This window comes from Xanthomonas sontii, from assembly GCF_040529055.1.
GTDB classification, from domain to species: Bacteria; Pseudomonadota; Gammaproteobacteria; order Xanthomonadales; family Xanthomonadaceae; genus Xanthomonas_A; species Xanthomonas_A sontii.
Window position 1 is genome coordinate 3221994 of record NZ_CP132342.1, and the last position, 17281, is coordinate 3239274.

Genomic DNA, 17281 nt, shown 5'->3' on the forward strand with positions numbered 1-17281 from the left:
ACTGGAGACCTCATGAGCACTGCCGTCCTGCGCCAGCACGCCGAACATCAATACGCCGAGGAACTGGAGGAACTGCGCCGCCAGGACAACCGCCAGCGGCCTGCCAACTGGCAGCTGTCGCCCTGGGCGGTGGTGACCTACCTGCTCGGCGGCACGCTGGAGAACGGCTTCGTGGTCAGCCCCAAGTACATCGGCGACCGCCGCCTGATGGAAGTGGCCGTGGCGACCATCGCCACCGATCGCGCCCTGCTGCTGTTCGGCGTACCGGGCACCGCCAAGTCCTGGGTGTCCGAACACATGACCGCGGCGATCAGCGGCGATTCCACGCTGCTGGTGCAGGGCACCGCCGGCACCAGCGAAGAGCAGATCCGCTACGGCTGGAACTATGCGCAGCTGCTGGCCAACGGGCCCAGCGAGAAGGCGCTGGTGCCGAGCCCGCTGATGCAGGCCATGCGCCTGGGCAAGATCGCCCGCATCGAGGAGCTCACCCGCATTCCGGCCGACGTGCAGGACGCGCTGATCACCGTGCTGTCGGAAAAGACCCTGCCGATCCCGGAGCTGGGCAGCGAAGTGCAGGCGGTGCGCGGCTTCAGCGTGATCGCCACCGCCAACAACCGCGACAAGGGCGTCAACGAACTGTCCAGCGCGCTGAAGCGCCGCTTCAACACCGTGATCCTGCCGGTGCCGTCCAGCGAGGAGGACGAAGTGGCGATCGTGCGCAAGCGCGTGGCCGAAATGGGCGCGGCGCTGGACCTGCCGGCCGAGCCGCCGGCGCTGCAGGAAGTGGCGCGGGTGGTGCGCATCTTCCGCGAGTTGCGCAATGGCGTGACCGAAGACGGCAAGGCCAAGCTGAAGAGCCCGACCGCCACGCTCTCCACCGCCGAGGCCATTTCCGTGATTAACAACGGCATGGCCCTGGCCGGCCATTTCGGCGACGGCGTGTTGCGCCCCGGCGACATGGCCGCCGGCATGATCGGCGCCATCGTCAAGGATCCGGTGCAGGACGCGCTGGTGTGGAAGGAATACCTGGAAACCGTGGTGAAGGAGCGCGAGGACTGGAAGGACCTGTACCGCGCGTTCCGCGAGCAGGCCTGAGCGAGCCGGCCTCGATGAGCGAAGCCATCTCCCTGTTCGGCATTCGCCACCACGGTCCCGGCTGCACGCGCAGCCTGGTGGCCGCGTTGACGGCGTTGCAGCCGGACTGCGTGCTGATCGAAGGGCCGGCAGGTAACGAGGCATTGCTGCCGCACGTGCTGGAGGAGGGCATGCAGCCGCCGGTGGCCCTGCTGTCCTATTGCGTCGACGACCCGCAGTTGGCCGTGTTCCATCCGTATGCGGCGTACTCCCCGGAATGGCAGGCCATGCACTGGGCGCTGCGCAACGGCGTGGCGGTGCGCTTCATGGACGTGCCGCCGGCCTTGACCCTGGAATGGCAGGCGCAGGCGCGTGCCGAGCGCATGGCTGCGCCTGCAGACCAAATGCCGGAACCGGCGGACACGCCGCCACCGGCGCAGGACGACGCCGACGCAGCCGGGGACGAGCGCGCCGAGGTGCGCCCGTCCGATCCGCTGGACTGGCTGGCGCGCGCCGCCGGCCATGCCGACGGCGAGGCCTGGTGGAACCACATGGTGGAAGAGCGGGGCGACGGGCAGGGGCTGTTCGATGCCATCGCCGAGGCCATGGCCGCCGTGCGCGAACACACGCCGGAGCCTCCCGGCCTGCGCGGCGAACACGAGGCCGTGCGCGAAGCCCACATGCGCAGCGCGCTGCGCAGCGCCAGCAAGGCGTTCGCGCGTGTCGCGGTGGTTTGTGGCGCCTGGCATGTGCCGGCGTTGCAGCCGGCCGCGTTGCGCGCCAACAGCGCCACCGCGGATAGCCGCGTGCTCAAGGCCATGCCCAAGCGCAAGACGCAGAGCACCTGGGTGCCATGGACCTATCGCCACCTGAGCATGGACAGCGGCTACGGCGCCGGCGTGGAAGCGCCGGGCTGGTACGACCACCTGTGGCGCAGCAATGGCGTCCACGACCAACGCGCTGTCGGCTGGTATGCGCGGGTGGGGCGCCTGTTGCGCGACCACGGACTCGACTGCTCGTCGGCGCATCTGATTGAGGCCACACGCCTGGCCGACACCCTGGCCGCCTTGCGTGGTCATCCGGCCCCGGGCCTCGACGACATCGCCGAGGCCAGCCGCGCGGTCATCTGCAACGGCGACGACGCGCCCATGCGGCTCATCCGCGAGCGCCTGATGGTCGGCGACGCCCTGGGTCAGGTACCCGACAGCGTGCCGGCGGTGCCGCTGCAGCGCGACCTGGAGGCGCAGCAGAAGCGCCTGCGCCTGAAACCCGAAGCGCTGGAAAAAACCCTGGATCTGGATCTGCGCAAGGACACCGACCTGGCACGCAGCCATCTGCTGCATCGGCTGCGCCTGATCGGCATCGAATGGGGCCGGCTGGCGCGCACCGGGCAGTCCGCACGCGGCACCTTCCACGAAATCTGGCAACTGGCCTGGCAGCCGCAGTTCCTGGTGGACCTGGTGCAAGCCAGCCGCCACGGGCAGACCCTGGCCGATGCCGCGTCCAGCATGGCCACCGCACAGGCACGCAAGGCCGAGGCGCTGCCGGCCTTGTCCGCGTTGGTGGACCAAGTGCTGCTGGCCGATCTGCCGCAGGCGGTCAGCGCGATCGCCGCCGAGCTCGAGGCCCGCGCCGCCACCGATGCCGACCCGCTGGCGCTGCTCGGCGCACTGCCGCCACTGGCCAACGTGTACCGCTACGGCAATGTCCGCCAGACCGAGGGCCACCAGGTCGCGCACCTGTTCGACAGCATGCTGGCGCGCGCGGTCATCGGCCTGACCCTGGCGCTGTCCAGCCTCGACGAGGCCCGCGCCGAGCAGGCGCGCAGCATCGTCCTGGACGCCGATCGCGCCATCGGCCTGCGCGGCGATGCGGACGGCAGCGCCAACTGGCAACAGGCGTTGCAACGCGTGGCGCTGTCGCCGGCATGCAACGCGTTGCTGCAGGGCGTTGCGCTGCGGCTGCTGTTCGACACCCAGGCGGTGCAGGGCACCACCGTGTACCTGCAACTGCAGCAGCACCTGTCGCCGGGTGCCGAACCGCTGCAGGCCGCGCAATGGCTGGACGGCTTCCTCAACCGCAACGCCACCGTGCTGCTGCACGACGATGCCGTGTGGCAGATGATCGACGCCTGGGTCGTGGCGCTGGACGAGGCGCAACTGGTGCGCGTGCTGCCGCTGGTGCGGCGCACCTTCGCCGCCTTCCAGCCCGCCGACCGCCGCGACCTGGGAACGCGCGTGCGCCAGGCGCCGGTGGAGAAAACCGAGGCCGCTGTCGTCCCCGATTGGAACCTGGCCCGCGCCGAGCGCGCGGTGCCGACGCTGCGCGAACTGCTGGGATTGCCCGCATGACCGACATGCCATCCACACCCGACACGCCCACCTCGCGCGCGCAGCGCTGGCGCCTGATCCTGGGGCAGGAGGCCGAATCCAGTTGCGGCGCCTTGCACAAGCCGCTGCAGGGCATCGACCAGGCGCTGGCCGCGCTGTACGAGCCCGACGGCCCAGGCGGCCTGGGGCGCCGCGGCGGGCGAGGGGCCTCCTCGCCCAATGTGGCCCGCTGGCTGGGCGACATCCGCCGCTACTTCCCCTCGTCGGTGGTGCAGGTGATGCAGCGCGACGCCCTGCAGCGCCTGGATCTGACCCAGATGCTGCTGGAAAAGGAAATGCTCGAGCAGGTGCAGCCCGACGTGCACCTGGTCGCCAACCTGATCGGCCTGAGCCAGGTGATTCCGGCGCAGACCAAGGACACCGCGCGCATGGTCGTGCGCCAGGTGGTGGAGAGCCTGCTGCGCCAGCTCGAGGAACCGATGCGCTCGGCGGTGACCGGCGCCCTGGACCGCGCTCGCCGCAACCGCCGCCCGCGGCTGGCCGAGATCGACTGGCACCGCACCATCCGCAGCAACCTGCGGCACTGGCAACCCGACCTGCGCACCGTGGTACCGCAGGACCTGGTCGGCTACGGCCGCAAGGCCAGGAAGCCGCAACGCGAAGTCCTGCTGTGCATCGACCAGAGCGGCTCCATGGCCGCCTCGGTGGTGTATTCCAGCATTTTCGGCGCGGTGATGGCCTCGCTGCCGGCGGTGTCCACGCGCCTGGTGGTGTTCGACACCGAAGTGGTCGACATGAGCGAGCAACTGGACGATCCGGTGGACCTGCTGTTCGGCGTGCAACTGGGTGGCGGCACCGACATCCACCGCGCCGTGAGCTATTGCCAGAGCATCATCCGCGAACCGCACAACGCCATCCTGGTGCTGATCTCCGACCTGTACGAAGGCGGCGTCGAGGAGCGGTTGCTGGCGCGTGCCCGCGAACTGGTCGAATCCGGCGTGCAGTTCATCGTGCTGCTGGCCCTCAGCGACGAAGGCACACCGTCCTACGACCGCGCCCTGGCCGCCAAGCTGGCGGCGCTAGGCGTGCCGTCGTTCGCTTGCACCCCGGACGCATTCCCCGGCCTGATGGCCGCGGCGATCCGCCGTGACGACATCCAGCAGTGGGCGGGGGCGCAGGGGTTGGTGACAGTGCGGTGAGGTTGGTGGGACTGATAGCGTCTTGGGTTGCGGGGCCACCTCTGGCCTGGTTGATCTTACATAAGATACATTATGCGAAATAACGTGGTGCTGGTGGTTGTTGGCCTCGTCGTCATGGTGGCTGTGCAGTTTCCTTACAACGCACTCACCGCATGGCAGGCAGGCATCGGTATTCCATCAAGGAAGGTCTTCAGTGTGCTGAAAGAAACGGGGACCCTTTTGGGCTGACAGTCTCGGCCTGGATCATCATGCCGCTCACGAACTCGTGTGGCTCCCCCCACCTTGTGTGGATGCCGTTGAGGACTCGTACGCCTCCCTCTAGTGAGAAATTGTGCGATAATTTCTCAAATGAACACCCTGAAGGCTAGTCATGTTGCTCCGATTTGGCGTTGAAAACCACAAATCCATCAAGACTTATCAGGAGATTTCGTTAGTCGCGACTCCCCTGAAGGACGCTGAGCACGGTCTTCTCGAGGCGGTCGAGCTAGCGACCAATGTTACGGTGCGAAAAAAGCTTCAAGTAGTTCCAGTTCTTGCACTCTATGGCGCCAATGCTTCCGGAAAAACAACCTTACTTGATGCATTGCAGCACTTTGTCGGTGAAATCGTATCTTCCCATGCGCGCTCTGCCACACGAAAAGTTCCGCATAGGCCTTTTTTGCTAGACGAAGAGGGGCGAAAGAAGCCATCACGGTATGATGTCGATATAGTTCTAAGCGGCGTGCGCTATCATTATGGTTACATCATATCCAACGAGCGCGTATGCAGCGAGTGGCTTTACTCGTTTCCGGTAGATGGGTCGCGAAATGTTAGAACGACCTTGTTCACCCGAGACTTCGAAGCGGACGAAGAGTTCTATTTTGGGAAAAATTTAAAAGGCGAGAATCGCGTCATATCGAAACTTGTTCGTCCAAATAGCCTATTTCTTTCCGCGGCCGCTCAGAATTCACACTCTCAGCTTTCTCCTATTTTCAAGTTTTTTGCGCAAAAAATTACTAATAGAATGCAGGAGACTTCTGAGATTCTCTTGCCGGAGCAGCTTCTGGCCTATTTTGGCGAAGACGAAGAACTAAGATCCAGGGCTATCCAGTTTTTGTCTTCTGCAGACACTGGCATAGTCGGAATAGACTTCTCAAAAGTTCCAATAGATGAAAAACGTCAGGCACTAGTGCAGGAATTTGAACGCGTCCTTAATAGTCATCTTGATGAGGAGAAAATCAACCTTCCCAAGAGAACGGAGGAGGCAAAGGTTGGAGTGAAGCACGTCGGGGCTGCAGGAAAAAGCTACTCGCTCGAAATGACCTGGGAGAGCGCCGGAACCATTGCACTCTTGGGGCTGCTCGGTCCAGTCCTTAAGAGGCTGATGGAAGGTGGCGTGCTGATTATTGATGAATTAAATAGTACACTCCATCCACTCGTTTCGCGCGAGATCATTGGACTTTTTTCGCATCCTGAGACAAACCCAGGGAAGGCCCAGCTCCTTTTCTCCACCCATGACACTAATTTGCTTTCTGGAAGAATTCTTAGAAGAGACCAGATTTGGTTTGCAGAGAAGGATCGTGAGGGCGCTACTCATACCTATTCGTTAAGCGATATCAGAATTCGAGCGGACGATAACTTCGAAGCTGGATACCTTAGGGGCAGATTTGGTGCGATTCCATTCTTCGGCTTTGAAGACTCTCCACTTTACGTTTCGGAATAGACGAAAAATGAGTCGCATCCCAAGCCCGCCATCACTTAAGCGAAGATCTCCTCATCTTGAATCCAAAGTTGAGGTTGTAATTGCTTGTGAAGGAACTGTTACTGAGCCTGACTACTTTCAGAAGTGCATTGGCTATTACGGCGCGGGCCTCGTAAGGCTTCGAATCCTCCCCAGAACTGGGGTCCCGATGACTGTTGTGAAAGCCGCAGTTGCTGAGAAAGAGAAGCTCCAGTTAAAGGCGCGGAAGGCGCCTTTAGCGGACCGTATTCCGTTTAGCGTATGGGCAGTGTTTGATCGTGACGAACACGACGTTGAACCAGCATTTGCGCTTGCACGGACCAACAAAATTGGCCTGGCGTTCTCAAATCCTTGTTTTGAACTGTGGCCGCTCTTGCATTTAAACCAGGAGTACGGGGCGCAGGAGGGGAGGCATGAAGTTCAACGACATCTCAACCTTGTGATGCCTGGCTATCATCACACAAATAACGCGCGCGTCGATTTTGAGATGATGAAGAGTCATGTCGGTGCGGCAATTTCCAGAGCCGCACACCTAAATATCTCAAGAGAGAATGAGGGCTGCCCTAACGGCTGCCCATCGACGACTGTCGGTAATTTGGTACAGAAGATCATCGATAACGGTCGAATAAATTTCCGCATCAAAGCCTGAATTTGCCCCCTTCCCCCGCGCGAGTTTCTGTCTTGCTCAACTCTTGCTGTTGGCAGCGGTTTGCTTTCGCAGCGCAAAACACGAAATAACCATGCTCAGCGACAGGATTCCGGCAACTTCTCCAGCAAGCCCGCCACCACCGGCGTCAGCCGTTTCGCGACCTCCGGCGGAATCGCCTCACCTGCCCCCTGCCCGCCTTCGCTACGGGCTTGTTCGCAGGCTTTGACGATCCGCGGGCGCATGCCGGACCACAGCGCTCTGCACTGCCAGCCATCCCGGCCCAGCGGCAGCACCGCGTAGGCGATCGACTGGCATTCCTGTGCCGCGCGGGTGCCCAGCGGCTGGCCGGCGTACTCGTGCGGCACGGTGTCCAGCGTGGGTTGGTAGTAGCTGTCGGGGAACGCCGCCGCGTAGCGTTCCGGGTCCAGTTGCAGCGGCAGGCCGGTCGCTGTCAGGTCGAGCGCGCGCCCGCAGGGCGCAGCGGCGGCGGTGCGCTGGATCGCCTGGTAGATCGGATGGTCCAGGTCGGGTTCGCGCGTCGTCACCTCGGATGTTGCGACCAGTACCGGCAGGCGCGCGCGGTTGGCCATCTTCGCCAGTTCACCAGAATGGGCCGGTGCGCAGCGTTCGCGGACGCTGGCTACGATCAGGAATGTGGCGTCGCGCGCGAATGCGGGATCGCTGTGCAGCAGTGCGGTGATGCGTTTGTCGGCTGCATCTTCGGACAATGGTGCGACATGAAATGCGGGCACCGTTGGCGGGTGGATCGCGGTGGTCGCAGCGGCACGCGGTGTCGGTGCCACATGCCCGTGCGTGCGCAATGCCAACAGCACGCCGCCGGCAACGACGACGCCACAGGCGGCGATCGCGATCGCCAAACGCATCGGCGACTTCAGGCGCATCGGACCGCGCCCTCAGCCCTGCACCGGGGTGAGCGTGGCGTCCTCCGCCTCGTAGGTGGCATTGGCGATATCGGCCTTGAAGTCGGCCAGATGCAGCCGCCCCTGCAGGTGGAACGGGTCCCACAACTCCGGCACGTCGATCGGGGTGCGCAGCACCACGTGCAGGATCTGGTTCGGGGGCGGCGGCGGTACGTGGATGCAGGCGCCATAGAACGGCACGAACAGCAGTTCGCTGACCTTGCCCTGGTCGTCGCTTTCCAGCGGCACCACGTAGCCGTCCAGGGCGAAGCGTTTGCCTTCCAGGCCCTTCACCACTTGCGATGAACCGAACTGCGCGGCGCGCTGGGTGCCGGAATGGTCGATCGGCATGCCATTGACCACCGAGGGGCCATCGTCGACCGGCGCCGGCTGATCCAGCACCGCGGCGTCGCCCCGCCACGCGGTGCCGATCCGCGGCGGCGGGCGCTGGTAGATGTCGTTGGCCGGTGCCAGTTGTTCCCAGCGCTCCACTGTGTCCGGGACGGCGTCGGCGGCTGCGGTCGCATGCGTCGCTGCCGGCGATGGTGCCGGCGTCGTGTCAGGCTGCTTCCCGCCATCACCGTGGCAGCCCGCCAGCAGGCACAGCACTCCAGTCAGCAGGAAATGGCGATCAGCCTTTTTCATAGGGATGCAGGTGCGCCTGCTCCATCGTGTAGGCGGTGCCGGCGAGTTCGCCGTGGAGGGTTTCCGCGCGCAGTTGGCCGCTCAGGTAGAACGGGCTGTACATGTCGGGCGGGTCGATCGGGGTATCCAGGCGCACATGCACGATCTGGTTCGGTGGCGGGGGCGGCACGTGGATGCAGGCGCCGTAGTACGGCACGAACAGGAACTCGCGCACGCGGCCGGCGTCGTCGCTGTCCAGCGGCACCACGTAGCCCGGCAGGCGCACCTTGCGCGCCAGCACGGCGGCCACGGTGTTGTAGGTGCCGGTCTGCGGCATCGCACGCTTGCCGGTGTGGTCGACCGGCGCTTCGTCGCTGTTTTCCAGGGCCTTCAACTCGGCCGGCGGCAGCATCGCGCTCCAGTCCAGCTCACGATAGCCGTCGGCGTCGGGCTCGCCGAGTGGCGGGTTGATCGCCGCTTCGTTGGCCGGTGCTGGCTGCGCCGCCGGAGTCTCCTGCGTCTTTTTCGGGGCAGCGGCTTGCTGGCGGCCGCAGCCGCACAGCAGTGCGAGCGCCAGCAAGGGAAGGATCCAGCGGGTCATGCTCACAGCTCCGGCGACAGGCCATCGGCCAGGGTGCGGCGATAGGCCAGCAGGGCCGGCACGATGCCGGCGAGCACGCCGGCCAGCAGCACGCAGCCGAGCCAGCCCCACTCCGCCGCACTGGGTGCGATGCGGTTGATCGCCAGGCCGAAATGATCGAGCACCCAGCCGCGCGCCAGCCAGCTGGCCGCGGTCACCGCCAGCAGCGCCAGTACGCACGACACCACGGTGACCAGGCCGGCCTCGAACAGCAGCAGCCAGGCGATGTCGCGCGGCCGTGCGCCGACCGCGCGCAGGATCGCCATCTCGCGCCGGCGCTCCTGCAGCGTGGCCACCAGCAGCGCGACCATCGACACCAGGCCGAGCAGCACCACCAGCGAGGCGATCATCCGCAAGGCGCCTTCGGCCGTGCCCAGCGTGCCCCACAACTGTTGCAGGGTGACGCCCGGCATGATCGCCAGCATCGCTTCCTCCGGGTACTCGTTGATCCGCCGCTGGACCGAGAAGGTGGCGATGCGGGTCTTGAGGCCGAGCATGAAGGCGGTGATGGTGTCCGGGGTCAGGTCCATCGCCCGCGCCTGCGCGGCGCTGACGTGGTGGCCCGGCAGGCGCACGCCGGAGTGCCAATCGATATGGATCGCCTCGATCGCCTGCAGCGAGACCAGCACGCTGGAATCCACCGGCGTGCCGGTGCGGCGCAGGATGCCGACGATCCGGAACGGCTTGTCGGCATGGGTGGCCAGACTGATCCGGCCGGTGCCATGGGTCAGCACGATCTCGTCGCCGAGGTGGCGGCCGAGCGCGGCGGCGACGTCGGCACCGATCACCGCATCGTAGAGATCGTCGAACGCCCTGCCCTGCGCGAACGCCAGGGGATGCTTGGCGCCGTAGTGGTAGTGCTCGAAGAAGCCGGCGCTGGTGCCGACCACCCGGTAGCCGCGGTAGGAATCGCCCAGCGACAGCGGCACCGCCCACTTCACTTCGGGCATCGCGCTCAGGTCCTGGTAGCTCTTCCACGACACGTTGTTGGTGGCGTCGCCGATGTGGAACACCGAGTACAGCAACAGGTTCACCGGGCCCGAGCGCGCGCCGACGATCAGGTCGGTGCCGGACACGGTGCTGGCAAAACCTTCGTGCGCCTGCGTGCGGATCCGCTCCACGCCCAGCAGTAGGGTCACGCTCAGGGTGATCACCAGTACGGTCAAGGCCACGCCCAGGCGCCGGCTGCGCAGGCTGGCCAGGGCCAGCTTCAACAGGCTCATCGCGCACCTCCGGCGCCGGCGCGGTTGAGCGTGGCCAGGTCGGCCTGGGCGTCGAACAGCGGCGCGATCGACGGATCGTGGCTGACCACGATCGAACTGGTGCCGCCCTGCCGGCACTCGGCGAACAGCAACTGCAGGAAGGCCTGCGCCGCGACCGGGTCGAGCGCGGAGGTGGGCTCGTCGGCGAGCAGCAGCGGCGGCCGTGCGATCAACGCGCGCGCGGCGGCCACGCGTTGCTGCTGGCCGACGCTGAGGCGGGCAGCCGGTCGCGACCATAGCGCCGCCACGTCCAGGCCCAGCGCGACCATCAGCCGCTCGATCTCGGTGTCCAGCGCCTGCGTGCCCACCGCCAGCCGGCCGCGGCGCGCCGAGAACTGCAGGCCCAGCGCGATATTGTCGCGGGTGCTCAGGAACGGCAGCAGGTTGAACTGCTGGAACACCACGCCGCAGTGGTCGGCGCGAAAGCGATCGCGTGCGGCCTTGCGCAAGGCCGCCAGGTCCTGCCCGGCCACGCGCACGCAGCCGGCCGTGGGCTGCAGCACGCCGGCGATCAAGGCAAGCAAGGTGCTCTTGCCCGATCCGCTGGCGCCGCGCAGCAACAGTTGCTGCCCACGCGGCAGCGCAAACGATGCGATGTCCAGCACCGGTGCGGCGGCGCCGGGATAGCCGAAGCGCACCTCGGTCAGTTCGACGACGTGGTGCTGGTTCATTCCGGCAGCTTCACCCGGGTCTGCCCAGGCACCACCTCGGTTCGACCCTGGCCCGCAGCGGTGGCGACATCGACCAGCACCGTGTGCAGCCCGGGGAAACGTTGCGGCAACAGCACCTGCAGGTGATCCAGTCGCGCCGGCTGGGCGCAGTTGAACGCGTACCGGGCGTGGAACTCGGCGTGGCTGTGGCCGGGCTCGTCCGGATCGGCCATCGCCACGTCGTAGCCCTCGGTGGTGACCTGCGCGCTGCGCAGCGAACAGGCCGCCGCGACCGGGAACTGCAACCAGCCCGCACCGCGCAGGGTGGCGACCGCGGCCTCCAGCCGCTGGCGCTCGCCGGCATCGCGCGTCGGGTGTTCGAAATCGAGGATGCCGATGCCGGGCGCGCTGAGCTGCACGTCCACGGCGGTGCCGTCGACGGCGACCTCCAGGTTGGCCTGGCCGTGCACGTGCGGGCCATGGTGGCGGATCGCAGCGGTGGCTGGCGAACTGGCGGAGAGGAGCAACAGGATTAGGGGAATGCCAGGTCGCATATGCAGCGCATCGGTTGAGTTACACTATAACAGTAGTGAACTATCGAGCGCGGGCGCAAGCCTGCCGTTGCCGTCAGTCAGCCGCGGTTCGCATCCGGCCACCACCGACGCGCCTCGCACGGCGGCCCTGTGCCGCGACGGGCGCCGAACTCCAGGGATCTTCATGTCTTCATCCATCATTCCCGACAGCTACACCGCCTGGCGCCACTGCATCGAGGTCGACTGCGGCCTGCGACTGGAGCCTGCCTACGTCGCGCAACGCATCGCCGCGCTCAACGACCTCACCGACCACCACACCCAGCAGTTCGTGCGCTGCTGGGGCGAGCCGCATCGCCAGCAGGTGCTGCAGTGGTTTGCGCAGGCGCAGGCCGCATTCGCCGACGGTCGGGCATGAATCTTCTCGCACGGCACGACGTGGTCGCCGGTGCCGTTGGACGGCGATGCATTCCTTCTGCGAACGCCGCACGGCGCGGCATGGCGACGTCCTGATCCAATCAGGACCGTGAGTGGTCAAGCGATGAAGGTCGGCCGCGGCCTGCGTGCGCATTGGTGGCGCGCTCTGCCTTGAAGCGCTGACGCCCCTGGACGGGAACGCCAACTTAGCCGTCACCATCTGACTGACATATGCGCTGCAAAGCAGGCTGCCAAGCTACGACAGCTGCCGGTAGCATGCACGCGCATCGCCGCCCGGCATCCACTTCCCACGCTCCCGCAAGGACACCCAACGTGCCTCTCGTTTCCATCGCCAGCGTGCATCCCGCACGCCGCCTCCTGTCCACCGCCATGGCCTGCCTGCTGCTGTCGGCAGCCACCGGCGCCCAGGCCCGGCCGCAGCCCTCGCAGTTCCATATCGTCGAGAGCGTGCCCGAGGCCAGCGTCTACGGCGAACCCGGCGTGCCGCGCACCCAGCAGACCTGGCTGGCGATGATCAACGGGGCCAGGCAGCGCATCGACATCGCCGCGTTCTACATCTCCGAGAAGCCCGGCACCGGCCTGACGCCGGTACTGGACGCACTGGCCGCCCGCGCCCGCGCCGGGGTGGCGGTCCACCTGCTGGTCGACCACACCTTCCTGGCCAAGAACCCGGACAGCGTCGCCTGGCTGGGCAAGGTGCCGGGCATCACCGTGCGGGTGCTGCCGGTCGATACGCTGACCGGCGGCGTGCTGCACGCCAAGTACATGATCGTCGACGACGCCAGCGTGTTCGTCGGCAGCCAGAACTGGGATTGGCGGGCGCTGGAGCAGATCCATGAGATCGGCGCGCGTATCGATGACGCGCGCTTCGCCAAGACCTTCGCCGCGAGCTTCGACTACAGCTGGCGCCTGGCCGACGAAGGCAATCTGGCCAAGGCGCAGGCGCGCGGTGTGCAGCCGCCGGATTTCGTTCCGGTCACCGCCACCGATCCGGTGCTGCTGGATGCCGGCAGCGATGCGCCGCTGGTCGCCTTCCCCGCGTTCAGCCCGCCGGCGCTGCAGCCGGCGTGGGTCAGCGCCGAGGAGCCGGCCCTGGTCGAGATGATCCGCGCCAGCCAGCATGCGCTGCGCATCCAGGTGATGACGCTCTCGGCGATCCGCAGCTTCGGGCCCAAGGGCTGGTGGGCGCCGGTCGACGGCGCCATCCGCGACGCCGCCGCCCGCGGCGTGCAGGTGCACATCATCGTCGCCGACTGGGCGCTGCGCGAACCGATGCAGGCCTATCTGAAAAGCCTGGCCGCACTGCCGAACATCGCGGTGAAGTTCAGCCGCCTGCCACCGGCGCCACAGGGCTTCATTCCGTATGCGCGGGTCGAGCACGCCAAGTACGCGGTGGCCGACGACCGCAGCAGCGTGATCGGCACCGGCAACTGGGAATGGAGCTACTTCAATACCGCGGTGGACGCCTCGGTGTTCGTCAAGGGCAAGGGGCCAGCCGAGACGCTGACGCGCATCTTCGACCGCGACTGGAACGGCCCCTACGTCACCACGCTGCAGCCTGGGCAGAACTACGAGGCGCCGCGTACCGAGTAGTCGCTGAGTCGTCCTGCGCGGCCTGTGCGTCCATGGGCGAGCCGGCGCGTGTCAAAGCATGTGCTCGGCCCGAAGATCCAGCGCCGCGTCAATGCGCTGCGTTGACCCGTCGAATGTTGCTGCGACGGTCTTGCGCGCCGATCCCTACGAAGCCTTAACCAGCGCTCCCTATCCTAGCTCCGCGCTGGAGGGCGGCCGCGGCGCCGGGCATTGCCGCATGCGCCGCAACGCACGCCTCCCACCGCGTACGGACATCAAAACAAGGAGACGCCATGAAGACGCTGCACGCACTCGTGTTCGCAGGAAGCTTGTTGGGCCTCGCCTCGCCGGCCTTCGCCGAGGTCGCCAATCTCACCAACAGCGCCGACGGTGCCAACCGCGACGCCGGCATCGCCGCGGTCAAGAAGAAGTTGCAGGACGCCTGCACCGAACGCAAGGGCAAGCCGGACCCCAACTCGTTCGAGGTGGTGTTCGAAAAGACCAGCCAGAATCCGGACGTCCCCAAGCCGTACTACGTGGATGGAAAGATGAAGTGCGACATCCCGTAGGGGGCGTGTGGCCATTTAGCCTTGCCTGTCCAGATGGCATGGCCTAGGAACAAGACCCCGCTTGCGGGGTTTTGTTTTTCTGCTGGTCCCAAATATCGGACTGCCTGACGCATACGAAGCAGTAGGCTGTAGCGGGCTGAGCGGAGTTCGGCCCCTGCTGATGAGTGCGACGCTGAGGGAATGCTGTCGGCTCAGGAAGCCCGATCAGCCAACAGCAGCGGCGACACGGTCCCGCGTTGCACCATCACGCACTGGTCGGCGATGGCAGTCAGGCCGAGGCGGTGCGAGACCGCGACCAGGGCGGTCTGCGGCAGCCGCCGCCGCAACGTGCTCAGGACCTGCTGTTCGGCGGCGGCGTCGAGCGCGCTGGTGGCTTCGTCGAGCAAGGCGACGCGCGGTTGCCGCAGCAGCACCTGGGCGAGCAGCAACCGCTGCAGTTCGCCGCCGGACAGGCGCGCGCCGGCGCCGTGCGCGGCGGTGTCCAGGCCGGCGCCGCCCTGCAGGCGCGCGGCCAGGCCGACGTCGCGTAGCGCTTCCCACATCGCCGCCTCGCTCGCCGCCGGCGCCGCCCAGGCCAGGCACTGCCGCACGCTGTGCTGCCAGGGCCGCACGCCCTGGGCGACATAGGCCAAGGGCTGCAGCGCGGCGCGATAGCCGGCCAAGTCGAGCGCACGGCCGTCGCAGTGCGCGGCGAACTGCGGTGGCGCGACCATGCCGGCCAGCGCGTCCATCAGGCTGCTCTTGCCGACACCGGATGGGCCGCTGATCAGGGTCAGCGTGCCCGGTGCGAGGACCAGACCGGTCAAGGCCACCGCGGCCAGCGGCGGCGCCAGGCCGATGCGTTCGATCTGGATCGGCGCCGTCGCTTCTGTCGCCGCACTGGGCTGTGCCGCCACGGTGCCAGGTGGCGTTGGCAGCGCGCTGAGCGCGACGTAGCGCTGCCACAATTCCAGCGCAGGCGCGGCCGAGCGCAGTTGCTGCACGCTCTGCCGGGTCGAGACCAAGTACGGCAGCAGCCGCCCCAGCAGCAGGCCGACGGTGATCAGCGCGCCGCGGTCGATGCCGTGCCACACTCCGGCCAGCAGCATGATCGCGGCGATGGCCGCCACCGCCGCCAGTTCCAGCAACAGGCGGCCGGAGGCGACCAGCGCCTGCTGGCGCGCGTAGCCATAGGCGAGCCGACCGGCGATCGCCTCGTAGGCTTCCTGCTCGCGCGCCTCGCGGGCGAACGAGCGCACGTGGCGCAGGCGCCGCGGGAAATCCTCGCTGAGCCAGAACAGCCGAGTCATGTCGGCGACGTACTGGCGGCTGACCCGGGCCTGTTCGTGGCCGGCGATGCGGAAGGCGAGCAGGCCCAGCGCCAGCAGCGGCGGCAGCGCCAGCACCAGCATGGGCGAGACCAGGAACGCCGCGGCCAGGCTCACCGCCGCGGTGATCGCCGCCACCAGCAGTTGCAGTAGCGCGCTGAAGCCCTGCACCACGATCTCGACGTTGTAGGTGAGCAGGTTGGCGATTTCCGCCGAGCTGGCGTCGGCCAGGGCCGGCAGCGGCGCCTGCAGCAGCCGCGCATGTACCTGCCGGCGCAGGTCCAGCGCGTGGCGGCTGGCCAGGTCCGCGGCCTGTCGTGTGCCCCACCAACGCAGCAGGGCGAAGCCGCTGCTGGCGGCGACGAACAGCAGGGTCTGCGCGAGGAAGCCGGTCGGCAACGGCAATGCGTGGCCGGCCAGGGTCAGCACGTGGCCGGGTTGCACCAGCGGCACCAGCGCGACCGCGGCCAGCGCGCCGGCCAGCGCGCCGAGCAGCGACAGCAGCACGTACCCGGCGATGCGCAGGCGTTCGCCGCGGCCGAGCACGGCGACGAAGGCGCGCAGCAAGTGCGATGCCGGTTCCGGACGTGTGCTCATCGATGGGTATCCATGCGGCGGACCATCGACGCGGTGCGCCATCCGCACTCCCCTGCGCCGGCGATGCACGTCGCCGGCACCGTCACGTTTTGCACGGGATCAGGCCAATAGTGTCTGCAGCGCATCGACCGAGGCCTCCGGATGCGTGCCGCGCTGCAGTTCGTACACGCCCAGCCGCTGCAACTGGCGCGCGAACAACGGCCAGTGCGGCTGGCCCGCGGCGTAGGGCTGGTCCGCGGCCAGGCGTGCCGCCACGTCCGCGTCGGGCATCGGTTGCAGCAGCCGCTGCGGATCGGCGGCCATGGTGGCCGAGACGAACACGGCCGCGGCCAGCCGCAACGGTGCCTGTGCCAGGCGCCCCTCGCCCTGGCGGATGTCCACCTCGTGTTTCAGCGCGCCGCTGCGGCGGCGGATCATCGGCGCCGCGGCGATCCAGGCGCGGGTCTGCGGATCGAGCAGGTGCAACAGTTCCGGCCGCAGATGCAGGAAGTTGCCGATGCCGGTGGCGAGCAGGTAGTGCGGGGCGACGAACAGCGCGTCCTCGGCAAGGAACTCCAGCCCACGCAGCAGGCTGTGCAGCGCCAGGGTCGACTTGCCGGCGCCGCTGCCGCCGAGCAGTAGCACGCCGCGGCCGTCGCGGCCGACGCAGGCGCCGTGCAGCGGCACCAGGCGCATGCCGTGCGCGGCAAGCACGAACACGGCGAACTCGATCAGTTCGTAACGCACGTGGTAGGCGTGCGCGAGCATGTCCTCGGACACCACCACCAGCGCCCTGCGCTGCTCGGGCACCAGCACGACGTAGTTGTGCGCATCGATCACCCCGCTCAATACACCCGCGCCGGAATGGGTCTGCACCGGCGGCGGCTCCATTGCCAGCGCGTAGGGCGCGTCGCCACGGTCCACCAGGGTCAGTTCGATGCGGAACGCGGCGCTCTCCGGCAGACGATGCGCCGGCACCGCGCCGAATGCCGCTTCCACCAAGGCCAGCAGCGACGGACTGTTGCTCTCGAAGTGGAAGCGTCCACCGAGCAGTTGTTTGCTGAGGGTGTGGGGGCGCCGCAGCTGGGTGTGGAACGGATCGCAGGCACCGCCCGCAGCGACGACTGGCGTGGCGTGGTCGCTTGTTGCCACGTCCAGAACACGCACGGTCGATCGCTGCATCGGAGAAGAGTCGCTTGGGTGGATGCAGCGTGGGTGCGC

At 67.0% G+C, this 17281-nt stretch carries 17 protein-coding genes; 9 read left to right on the forward strand and 8 right to left on the reverse strand.

What is annotated here, in order from left to right:
• Positions 1-12 precede the first annotated feature (12 nt).
• From RAB70_RS13495 to RAB70_RS13520, 6 genes are all read left to right on the forward strand, one after another.
• On the forward strand, positions 13-1095 hold the full coding sequence (locus RAB70_RS13495) for an AAA family ATPase (RefSeq protein ID WP_017910372.1): 1083 nt from the start codon (positions 13-15) through the stop codon (positions 1093-1095).
• A 14-nt stretch (positions 1096-1109) separates the two neighbouring features.
• Positions 1110-3425 carry a DUF5682 family protein gene (locus RAB70_RS13500; protein WP_148828739.1) on the forward strand — a complete coding sequence of 772 codons (2316 nt, stop codon included), beginning with the start codon at positions 1110-1112 and terminating at the stop codon, positions 3423-3425.
• Positions 3422-4603 carry a VWA domain-containing protein gene (locus RAB70_RS13505; RefSeq protein WP_148828738.1) on the forward strand — a complete coding sequence of 394 codons (1182 nt, stop codon included), beginning with the start codon at positions 3422-3424 and terminating at the stop codon, positions 4601-4603. Before RAB70_RS13500 ends, RAB70_RS13505 begins: the two co-directional genes overlap by 4 nt.
• Before the next feature lie 72 nt (positions 4604-4675).
• Complete coding sequence (locus tag RAB70_RS13510) at positions 4676-4831, forward strand: hypothetical protein (RefSeq protein ID WP_170268130.1); 156 nt, start codon at positions 4676-4678, stop codon at positions 4829-4831.
• A gap of 142 nt (positions 4832-4973) precedes the next feature.
• Positions 4974-6305, forward strand: coding sequence for an ATP/GTP-binding protein (locus RAB70_RS13515; protein WP_148828737.1), 1332 nt, complete (start codon positions 4974-4976; stop codon positions 6303-6305).
• 7 nt (positions 6306-6312) lie between these two features.
• Positions 6313-6972, forward strand: coding sequence for an RloB family protein (locus RAB70_RS13520; protein ID WP_148828736.1), 660 nt, complete (start codon positions 6313-6315; stop codon positions 6970-6972).
• Positions 6973-7067: 95 nt separating this feature from the next.
• Here RAB70_RS13520 and RAB70_RS13525 read toward each other — a convergent pair whose 3' ends face one another.
• From RAB70_RS13525 to RAB70_RS13550, 6 genes are read right to left on the reverse strand one after another with little or no spacing between them, the layout of a single operon-like run.
• On the reverse strand, positions 7068-7874 hold the full coding sequence (locus RAB70_RS13525) for a hypothetical protein (RefSeq protein WP_225851623.1): 807 nt from the start codon (positions 7872-7874) through the stop codon (positions 7068-7070).
• Between the two features lie 12 nt (positions 7875-7886).
• Entirely contained in the window at positions 7887-8537 is a 651-nt protein-coding gene (locus tag RAB70_RS13530; RefSeq protein WP_225851622.1) for a DUF3299 domain-containing protein, read from the reverse strand.
• Positions 8524-9117 (reverse strand): DUF3299 domain-containing protein, encoded by a 594-nt coding sequence (locus tag RAB70_RS13535; RefSeq protein ID WP_148828735.1) that lies wholly within the window; start codon positions 9115-9117, stop codon positions 8524-8526. Before RAB70_RS13535 ends, RAB70_RS13530 begins: the two co-directional genes overlap by 14 nt.
• A gap of 2 nt (positions 9118-9119) precedes the next feature.
• The gene (locus RAB70_RS13540) at positions 9120-10373 is read right to left on the reverse strand and encodes an FtsX-like permease family protein (RefSeq protein WP_173003419.1); all 1254 of its coding nucleotides are present in this window, start codon (positions 10371-10373) and stop codon (positions 9120-9122) included.
• Between the two features lie 2 nt (positions 10374-10375).
• Entirely contained in the window at positions 10376-11089 is a 714-nt protein-coding gene (locus RAB70_RS13545; protein ID WP_148828733.1) for an ATP-binding cassette domain-containing protein, read from the reverse strand.
• On the reverse strand, positions 11086-11595 hold the full coding sequence (locus RAB70_RS13550) for a DUF2796 domain-containing protein (RefSeq protein ID WP_148828732.1): 510 nt from the start codon (positions 11593-11595) through the stop codon (positions 11086-11088). Before RAB70_RS13550 ends, RAB70_RS13545 begins: the two co-directional genes overlap by 4 nt.
• A 190-nt stretch (positions 11596-11785) precedes the next feature.
• On the opposite strand from RAB70_RS13550, the gene RAB70_RS13555 reads away from it, so the two are divergent.
• From RAB70_RS13555 to RAB70_RS13565, 3 genes are all read left to right on the forward strand, one after another.
• Entirely contained in the window at positions 11786-12016 is a 231-nt protein-coding gene (locus RAB70_RS13555) for a hypothetical protein (RefSeq protein ID WP_017910539.1), read from the forward strand.
• 332 nt (positions 12017-12348) lie between these two features.
• Entirely contained in the window at positions 12349-13629 is a 1281-nt protein-coding gene (locus tag RAB70_RS13560; RefSeq protein WP_225851621.1) for a phospholipase D-like domain-containing protein, read from the forward strand.
• A gap of 272 nt (positions 13630-13901) precedes the next feature.
• Positions 13902-14177 carry a hypothetical protein gene (locus RAB70_RS13565; protein WP_017910537.1) on the forward strand — a complete coding sequence of 92 codons (276 nt, stop codon included), beginning with the start codon at positions 13902-13904 and terminating at the stop codon, positions 14175-14177.
• A 191-nt stretch (positions 14178-14368) separates the two neighbouring features.
• On the opposite strand, the gene RAB70_RS13570 is transcribed toward RAB70_RS13565, so the two are convergent.
• Both RAB70_RS13570 and RAB70_RS13575 read right to left on the reverse strand, forming a co-directional pair.
• Positions 14369-16081, reverse strand: a complete 1713-nt coding sequence (locus RAB70_RS13570; protein ID WP_148828731.1) for an ABC transporter ATP-binding protein — start codon at positions 16079-16081, stop codon at positions 14369-14371.
• A gap of 99 nt (positions 16082-16180) precedes the next feature.
• The gene (locus tag RAB70_RS13575; protein WP_148828730.1) at positions 16181-17242 is read right to left on the reverse strand and encodes a serine kinase; all 1062 of its coding nucleotides are present in this window, start codon (positions 17240-17242) and stop codon (positions 16181-16183) included.
• Positions 17243-17281 lie beyond the last annotated feature (39 nt).

What these genes read in the sequence shown, in the direction of transcription:
- RAB70_RS13495 (WP_017910372.1), top strand. Translation starts at nt 13, where the DNA reads ATGAGCACTGCCGTCCTGCGCCAGCACGCCGAACATCAATACGCCGAG.
- RAB70_RS13500 (WP_148828739.1), top strand. Translation starts at nt 1,110, where the DNA reads ATGAGCGAAGCCATCTCCCTGTTCGGCATTCGCCACCACGGTCCCGGC.
- RAB70_RS13505 (WP_148828738.1), top strand. Translation starts at nt 3,422, where the DNA reads ATGACCGACATGCCATCCACACCCGACACGCCCACCTCGCGCGCGCAG.
- RAB70_RS13510 (WP_170268130.1), top strand. Translation starts at nt 4,676, where the DNA reads ATGCGAAATAACGTGGTGCTGGTGGTTGTTGGCCTCGTCGTCATGGTG.
- RAB70_RS13515 (WP_148828737.1), top strand. Translation starts at nt 4,974, where the DNA reads ATGTTGCTCCGATTTGGCGTTGAAAACCACAAATCCATCAAGACTTAT.
- RAB70_RS13520 (WP_148828736.1), top strand. Translation starts at nt 6,313, where the DNA reads ATGAGTCGCATCCCAAGCCCGCCATCACTTAAGCGAAGATCTCCTCAT.
- RAB70_RS13525 (WP_225851623.1), bottom strand. Translation starts at nt 7,874, where the DNA reads ATGCGCCTGAAGTCGCCGATGCGTTTGGCGATCGCGATCGCCGCCTGT.
- RAB70_RS13530 (WP_225851622.1), bottom strand. Translation starts at nt 8,537, where the DNA reads ATGAAAAAGGCTGATCGCCATTTCCTGCTGACTGGAGTGCTGTGCCTG.
- RAB70_RS13535 (WP_148828735.1), bottom strand. Translation starts at nt 9,117, where the DNA reads ATGACCCGCTGGATCCTTCCCTTGCTGGCGCTCGCACTGCTGTGCGGC.
- RAB70_RS13545 (WP_148828733.1), bottom strand. Translation starts at nt 11,089, where the DNA reads ATGAACCAGCACCACGTCGTCGAACTGACCGAGGTGCGCTTCGGCTAT.
- RAB70_RS13555 (WP_017910539.1), top strand. Translation starts at nt 11,786, where the DNA reads ATGTCTTCATCCATCATTCCCGACAGCTACACCGCCTGGCGCCACTGC.
- RAB70_RS13565 (WP_017910537.1), top strand. Translation starts at nt 13,902, where the DNA reads ATGAAGACGCTGCACGCACTCGTGTTCGCAGGAAGCTTGTTGGGCCTC.
- RAB70_RS13570 (WP_148828731.1), bottom strand. Translation starts at nt 16,081, where the DNA reads ATGAGCACACGTCCGGAACCGGCATCGCACTTGCTGCGCGCCTTCGTC.
- RAB70_RS13575 (WP_148828730.1), bottom strand. Translation starts at nt 17,242, where the DNA reads ATGCAGCGATCGACCGTGCGTGTTCTGGACGTGGCAACAAGCGACCAC.